This window comes from uncultured Cetobacterium sp., from assembly GCF_947039425.1.
GTDB lineage: Bacteria > Fusobacteriota > Fusobacteriia > Fusobacteriales > Fusobacteriaceae > Cetobacterium_A.
This window is the reverse complement of record NZ_CAMQYW010000079.1, coordinates 1-7,037: the sequence shown is the minus strand read 5'-3', so window position 1 is coordinate 7,037 and position 7,037 is coordinate 1. Positions and strand designations below refer to the sequence as shown.

The window sequence follows — 7,037 nt, the reverse complement described above, 5'->3', positions numbered from 1 at the left end:
TCCTCCGCTTTTTTAATTTATCTTAATCTGTTGTCCAACAAATTTTTGATTATTATAGTCATAAAAAACTAATGCCTTTGCAAACTTAGGTATTTCATTTTCTATTCTCATATTTCCATCATCATTAATTCTACCCATAGATTCCACCCCAATTAAACTATTTTGAGAATCAACAAATCCCACTCCTATTTCATACCCTCGTCCTGTACTATTTTTTAAATTCGATGTATATATTTTTATATTTTTATTATCCTTATTTTTTTTTGTAATTATTTTTTCATTTGATATTTCAAAACTTTGTCCAACCTCTCCCACATATGCCTGCATTTCTAGTCCAATTGATGTTTTAAAAGAAACGGCTGGTGCTACATTCCCTTGTTTCTCTTTCTGTAAAAATGGAATAGCTACACTTTCACTACCTATCATAAAACCATAAATACCCTTTTTCAACGTTGGTGGTGCTTCCACATAAACTTTTACCTTCCCACTACTTTTAGGCTTTATTGTTAATATTTTTGGATAAACACTTACATATTTTGAAATATCATTATCTTTTCCATTACTACTTATATTGATTTTATATCTAACAACTTCATCTCCAGAGTTCCCATATATAAACTCACCATACCCTTCCCCAGTATCAATTCTTTTATCAAATCCCAAAGGACTGAATTCAAATGCAAAAGATAAACTATTAAATAAAAATAAAAATAAAAATAATTTTTTAAACATTTTTTTCTCCTTCAATAAAATAATTTTTTCCAAACTCATTAGCTTTTTTAATTATATGAATAATCTCTATTCCTAAATTTGTTAATGAATACTCTGTATATTTATATACTCCTACACACTCTTTTTTTTGAATAATACTGTACTCTAACAAATAATATAAAGTTTCTCTTAAAACTTTTTCACTACAACCATTTAAAAATTTTTTAAGTTCACTTAACCTAAGACATTTCCCCTCTAAAATCCAAATTATCAAAACGCTCCACTTTCTTCGTAAAATTTGAAAAGTTAATTCAAATGGATAAGGCGTATTCTTCATTATGTATACTCCCCCCTTATAATTCATACTCATATATATTTTATTTTTCATAACTATAACATACAAATATCAATAAAAAAACTCCTCACTTTAAAGTGGGGAGTTCTTAATTTATAAGTATTCATAACAAGAAAATCAAAATAAAAGATACCCCCCAATACCCTTTTATTTTAATATATTAATTTTTTTATTTTTGCAAAAAAAAATAGCCAATTGCATAAATATGCAGCTGGCTGTCATTTTAAAGACCCTATAGTTTTGCGTCATAAGATTTCCCTTACTTTGCCATATTTCTTTTGGTTATCGAAAATTAGTATATCAAATAGATATATATTTTGCAATAGTTTTATTTTTTTATAAAAGAAATTAATTTCAGCCATTGTATAAAAAAATAAAAAGAGGTGATATTTTATGAAAAAATATTTTGTTTATTTATTTGTTTTACTATCTATTTCTTCTTTTTCTAAAACTGTACAAGTTCCACTAAATACAAAAGTTAATATTGTTTCAAAAGATACTAAAATATTAAAAGAAATAAGAAAAAATTACTATGAAGTTGATTTACGAAATTATACTAGTAAGCATCTTGTTATATTAATTAAATCTCCAGAAAAAAAATATATTATGAATTTAAGAAAATATGAACACAGAAAATATCGATTTAAATCTTATAAAGATAAGATTAAAATTTATGCAATTTATAAAGAAAATAAAAAAGAGATTATTATTTTTGATGATTTAAGAAGCACTCTTTTTTAAAATGAAAATACCTCAAAAAATTTTTGAGGTATTTTTTATTTTAATAATCTAGTTATGTTTTTTTAGTACTTTTAAAAATAAATTTTCATTCTATATGTCTCACTAAGTAATACTTTCACAACCTTTCCCTTTTAAAAGCATTTTTTTAATGCTTGACTTTCAATTTTTTTAGAACTATTATTGACCCATAAAAATTTATAAGGAGGAATTGTATGGAAATTCTAGCTAACTGTATTCGCTCCAATATACTAATTGCTTTATTTTTATCCATTGGTATTGGATTTCTTATTGGAAATATTAAGTTTGGAAAGTTTCAACTTGGTGGCATTGCTGGAAGCTTAATTATTGCTGTTATTGTTGGACAACTTGGATTTAATATCCCTGGAGTTCTTAAAACTGCTTTTTTCGCTCTTTTCATTTATGCTGTTGGTTATGAAGGTGGACCTAAGTTTTTTGGTGCTTTAAATAATAAAAGCTCTATTAAATTTGTATTTTCAGCTATTTTCATGACTGTTACCGGTCTTATCTGTGTTCTTATAAGTGCCTACGTCTTTCATCTTGATAGAGGACTTGCATCAGGACTTGCTGCTGGAGGTTTAACTCAATCAGCTATTATTGGTACTGCTGGAAGTGCTATTTCAAATTTAGGACTAAACCCTGCTCTAACTAAACAACTAGAAACAAATGTTGCTGTTGGTTACTCTGTTACATATATTTTTGGATCTCTTGGTCCTATCCTTATGTGTGGTACTATTTTTCCACTAATTATGAAATGGAATCTTAGAAAATCAGCAATTGATTTAGAAACTTCTGAAGCAAAAGGTATTGTTTTAGAAGAAAACCAAACTCTTGCTCTTGAAAAAGTAACTTCTAGAATATACGAAATAACAAGTTCATCAAAATATCTTGGTAAAACTGCAAAAGAATTAGAAATGGATTTCCATGAAAAAATATTCTTTGTTGATCTTTTACAAAATAATGAAAAAATTAAAGTTGAGAACTTTGATAATTATGTCTTTAAAGAAAATGATTGGGTTGTTATAGGTGGGAAGATAAGATCTCTTATACAATTACCTTCAGTTCTAGGAGAAGAGGTTTTTGATACAAATAACATCTTAAATACCATTGAATATAGAAAATCAATTATTTTTAATAAAAAAGATTTAAATAATAAAACTGCTGATGAAATTAAAGCCCTACTTCCTCCTGCAACTACTTTAGGTTTTGTTATCTCTCAAGTTTTTAGAAAAGGAGAGGAACTTCCTTTAAATCCGAATTTTAAATTTTTAATGAATGATGAAATAATTTTAATCGGTAGAAATGAAAACATTACTCGTTCATTTAAATTACTTGGAGAATCTACTCCAAATAAAAATGTTATTAACTATATAACTTTTTCAGTTGGTATTATTTTAGGAATTTTAATAGGACATATATCTATTCCTTTTGGAAGTGTTCCTGTATCTCTTGGAACTGGTGGAGGATGTCTTTTCTCAGGGTTAATTTTTGGTTGGTGGAGAAGTAAAAACCCTAAAATTGGTGGAATTGACCATGGAACTACTAATTTTTTAAAAGTTTTTGGTCTTGTTGTCTTTGTGGCAATTGTAGGTTTAAATGCGGGGAAAAGTGCCATTGTTACAGTTGAAAAATATGGTATGACTTTATTTTGGCTTGGTGTATTTGTTACTTTAGTTCCACAAATAGTTACATTTTTATTTGATTATTTTATATTAAAAATCAAAGATCCAATTAAATCTGTTGCTATTATTGCTGGAGGTAGAAGTTCTAACCCTGCTTTCTCAGAAGTTCTTAGAAAAGCTCAAAACTCTACACCAGTTTTACCTTTTACAATTTCATATGCTGTAGCTAATATTTTCTTAACTATATGGGGTCCTATTATCGTTGGATTAGTTACAAAAAATTAATAATTAATACATAATTTTTACTAAATAAATCGGAGGTGTTTCAAATGAAAGAATTAAGTCCATTTGAGTTAAAAGACCAACTAATACAATTGGCCGATGAACAGTTTAAAGGAGAAGTTTTAAATGCTGGAAGAGGGAATCCAAACTTCTTATCTACACTTCCTAGAAAGATGTTTAATCTTTTGGGAAAATTTGCAATTGAAGAATCTGAATTTGCATATTCATATTTAAACAATCATTTAGGAGGTTCTCCTAAAAACAAAGGTATTTATACACGTTTTTTAATCTTTTTAAGAAATCAAGATAAAACTTGTGGTGTTAATGAGATGTTAATATATCTATCATATGTTGAAGATCAATTAGGTTTAGATGTAGAAGATGTTTTAATAGAATTTATTAATGCTTATTTAGCTAATAATTATCCAACTCCACCTAGAATCCTTAAAAATATTGAGAAAATTGTAAAAAAATACATAACAAAAGAGATGTGTCAAGGTAAAATCAGTGATGACTTTGATGTGTTTGCAACAGAAGGTGGAACAGCTGCAATGGCATATATTTTTAATTCATTACATACAAATAAACTAATGAAATCTAAAGATAAAATTGCAATTATTACTCCTATATTTACTCCATATCTTGAAATACCAGGATTAGCAGAATATGATCTTGATGTTATCGAACTACAACTTGATCCAACAATTGATTGGCAATTACCTTTAAGTGAATTAGAAAAATTAAAAGATCCATCTATTAAACTTTTATGTATGGTTAATCCTAGTAATCCACCTTCAACTAAATTAAGTAACGAAACTCTTCTTAACTTAAAAAAAATAGTTGAAGAAAATAGACCTGATTTAATGATTATAACTGATGATGTCTATGGAACTTTTGGAGATAATTTCTTATCTTGTTTTGCTATTTTACCTAAAAATACTTTACTTGTTTATTCATTCTCAAAATATTTTGGTGCTACTGGATGGAGACTTGGAACAATATCTTTAGCTCATAATAATATTTTTGATGAAAAAATTAAAGAATCAAAAGATGATGTTAATTCAAGATATAGTATAATGAGCCCTAATCCAACAGAGTTAAAATTCATTGATAGATTAGTTGCTGATAGTAGAGCTGTTGGTCTTAATCATACAGCTGGTATATCTACTCCACAACAACTTCAAATGGCCTTATTTGCCCTTAATTCCTTAGTTGACTTAGGAGAAAATTATAAAAAAGCTTGTAAACATTTAGTTAGAACTCGTTGTGAAATTTTATATGCAGCTTTAGGAATTAAACTTGATGAAAATATCAATACTGTCAATTATTATAATCTAATAAATATAAAAGACATTGGAGAAAAACTTTTTGGAAAAGAGTTTGGTGACTGGTTCCAAGATAATAATAAAATAAATGATTTCTTATTTGCTTTAGCAAAAAATACTGGCGTTATCTTAATGCCTGGAAAAGGATTTGGAGATACTCACCCAACTTTAAGAGTATCTTTAGCTAATCTTCAAGAACATCAATATGAAGCTATTGGTAAAAATACTAATAAAATTTTACAAGAATTTTATAACCAATATGAAATAGAAAAAAAATAAAGGAAACATTATTTTAATTTTGTAAAAATATTTTCGTATGAAATTAACAAATAAAGCTTATTGGGAGATCTCATGAAAAAAATATTTTTTCTATTTATTTTTTCTTTATTAATTTTAAATTGTAATAAAAAATCGATTCCAAAAAAAAATATTGAAAATGTTATAAGTGATTCAAAACTTATTATAAAAAATAATATCTATTATGTTAAAGAAACTAATAAAAAATACACTGGAAAAGCACGTTTTTTTTCAGAAGAATTTGATAGAACTCTTATAGCAGAATACTCTATTGTTAATGGAATTTTACATGGTCCTTTAAAAACATTTAATCAAAACGGATTTTTACAAAATATTTTTTATTATGATAATAATATGCTTCTAGTAAAATTAAAAGAATATAATGAAGATAACCTCTTAAAAAGTGAAATTAATAATATTAAAGATAATAAATATAAAATAACTTTTTATCATGATAACGGAAATTTAGCTATGTCATATAAAGCTACTTCAAATAATAGATATAGTTGTTCTCCAAATAAAATTTATGACTTTAAACGAAGTCGTATTAGAAACTGTTTTTTTACAAGAAATGGAGTTTTTCAAATTTATAGTTTAACTGGAAATATTGTAAAAAAAGTTTTTTATAAAGATGATAAAATCATAAAAAATAGCTCCCTTTAAAATAAAAATTAAAGGGAGCTATTTTTAATCACTTGATCAAAAATAATTCAATTTCTTTTGTTACAAAATCTGGATTTTCTAAATTTGAAATATGCCCTGAATTTGGAATTTTTTTATAAATAGAATTTTTTACAATTTTATTCATCTCTATACTTTCACAAATTGGTCTTGGAATATCATCTTCTCCCACCATAAATAAAACTGGTATATCTATATTTTTTAAATCTTTTAATTTGTTTTTTCTTCCAAATATTGCTTTTCCTAAAGTAACTATAGTTTCAATATTTTCTTCTTTTATTTCTCTTAAACTTTTTTTAAAATTATCTACAATATCCAGTTGTTTATCTAGTGTTTTATAAGAAAAAAACATTGGGACAACCTCTTTTATTATGTATTCAGAAACTTTTTTTTCTTTTAAAATAATATCTAACATATTAAAATATTTTAATTTTAAAGTTTCATTTTCTATACCAGAATAACTATCCATTATGACCATTTTTTTTATTTTGTTTTTTTGTTTTTCATAGAAATATGGAGCTAACATTCCTCCAACAGATAAACCTATATAAAAATATTCTTTTAAATTTAAATCAACTAATGAATCTAAAATATCATCAGTTAATTGATCTAATGAGTACTCATTAGATTTTTCTAAAAAATCAGATTTTCCATGCCCATAAAGGTCAATATTTACACATTTATATTTGCTAGACAATTCTTTAATTTGAGGTTCCCACATAGTTTTATCCCACAAAAATGAGTGAATAAAAACTATTGGAAAACCATTTCCTGTAATTTCAATATTTAATTTTTTATTTTTTATCATAAATTTCTCCTCTTAAAAAATTCTTTGATTTAATAAAATAATATCAAAATTTAGTTGAAATTATAATTTTATGAACAAAATCTTTAAAAATATACACGAAAATCGATTTCTTATTAAACGCTCTTATATGCTGTTTTTAAGGACTGTAGTTTTCACGTGTAAATTTGTATGCTTTTTAGATTTGACGCGTTTTTATG

7 protein-coding genes and 1 riboswitch are annotated in these 7,037 nt (G+C 25.6%); of the genes, 4 read left to right on the top strand and 3 right to left on the bottom strand.

The features are described 5' to 3' along the window. Positions 1-12: 12 nt before the first annotated feature. Positions 13-732: a hypothetical protein gene (locus tag Q0V09_RS05700; RefSeq protein WP_297487597.1), complete on the bottom strand. Its 720-nt coding sequence runs from the start codon at positions 730-732 to the stop codon at positions 13-15. Next, positions 725-1,048 carry a helix-turn-helix domain-containing protein gene (locus tag Q0V09_RS05695; protein ID WP_297487595.1) on the bottom strand — a complete coding sequence of 108 codons (324 nt, stop codon included), beginning with the start codon at positions 1,046-1,048 and terminating at the stop codon, positions 725-727. The genes Q0V09_RS05700 and Q0V09_RS05695 overlap by 8 nt, the downstream gene beginning before the upstream one ends. 221 nt (positions 1,049-1,269) lie before the next feature. Continuing rightward, positions 1,270-1,345, bottom strand: a riboswitch (cyclic di-GMP riboswitch). Positions 1,346-1,459: 114 nt separating this feature from the next. Here Q0V09_RS05695 and Q0V09_RS05690 point away from each other — a divergent pair. From Q0V09_RS05690 to Q0V09_RS05675, 4 genes are all read left to right on the top strand, one after another. Beyond that, positions 1,460-1,807, top strand: a complete 348-nt coding sequence (locus tag Q0V09_RS05690; protein ID WP_297405203.1) for a hypothetical protein — start codon at positions 1,460-1,462, stop codon at positions 1,805-1,807. A gap of 212 nt (positions 1,808-2,019) precedes the next feature. Then, on the top strand, positions 2,020-3,732 hold the full coding sequence (gene aspT / locus Q0V09_RS05685; protein WP_297487593.1) for an aspartate-alanine antiporter: 1,713 nt from the start codon (positions 2,020-2,022) through the stop codon (positions 3,730-3,732). A 44-nt stretch (positions 3,733-3,776) separates the two neighbouring features. Beyond that, positions 3,777-5,333 carry a bifunctional aspartate transaminase/aspartate 4-decarboxylase gene (locus Q0V09_RS05680; RefSeq protein ID WP_297487591.1) on the top strand — a complete coding sequence of 519 codons (1,557 nt, stop codon included), beginning with the start codon at positions 3,777-3,779 and terminating at the stop codon, positions 5,331-5,333. Positions 5,334-5,405: 72 nt separating this feature from the next. After that, positions 5,406-6,014: a hypothetical protein gene (locus tag Q0V09_RS05675; RefSeq protein ID WP_297405197.1), complete on the top strand. Its 609-nt coding sequence runs from the start codon at positions 5,406-5,408 to the stop codon at positions 6,012-6,014. 28 nt (positions 6,015-6,042) lie between these two features. Here Q0V09_RS05675 and Q0V09_RS05670 read toward each other — a convergent pair whose 3' ends face one another. Continuing rightward, entirely contained in the window at positions 6,043-6,840 is a 798-nt protein-coding gene (locus Q0V09_RS05670; protein ID WP_297405195.1) for an alpha/beta hydrolase, read from the bottom strand. Positions 6,841-7,037: the final 197 nt, after the last annotated feature.

Excerpts from the sequence above, each read along its gene's own strand:
- Q0V09_RS05690 (WP_297405203.1), top strand. The coding sequence starts at position 1,460 with ATGAAAAAATATTTTGTTTATTTATTTGTTTTACTATCTATTTCTTCT.
- aspT (WP_297487593.1), top strand. The coding sequence starts at position 2,020 with ATGGAAATTCTAGCTAACTGTATTCGCTCCAATATACTAATTGCTTTA.
- Q0V09_RS05695 (WP_297487595.1), bottom strand. The coding sequence starts at position 1,048 with ATGAAGAATACGCCTTATCCATTTGAATTAACTTTTCAAATTTTACGA.
- Q0V09_RS05675 (WP_297405197.1), top strand. The coding sequence starts at position 5,406 with ATGAAAAAAATATTTTTTCTATTTATTTTTTCTTTATTAATTTTAAAT.
- Q0V09_RS05680 (WP_297487591.1), top strand. The coding sequence starts at position 3,777 with ATGAAAGAATTAAGTCCATTTGAGTTAAAAGACCAACTAATACAATTG.
- Q0V09_RS05670 (WP_297405195.1), bottom strand. The coding sequence starts at position 6,840 with ATGATAAAAAATAAAAAATTAAATATTGAAATTACAGGAAATGGTTTT.
- Q0V09_RS05700 (WP_297487597.1), bottom strand. The coding sequence starts at position 732 with ATGTTTAAAAAATTATTTTTATTTTTATTTTTATTTAATAGTTTATCT.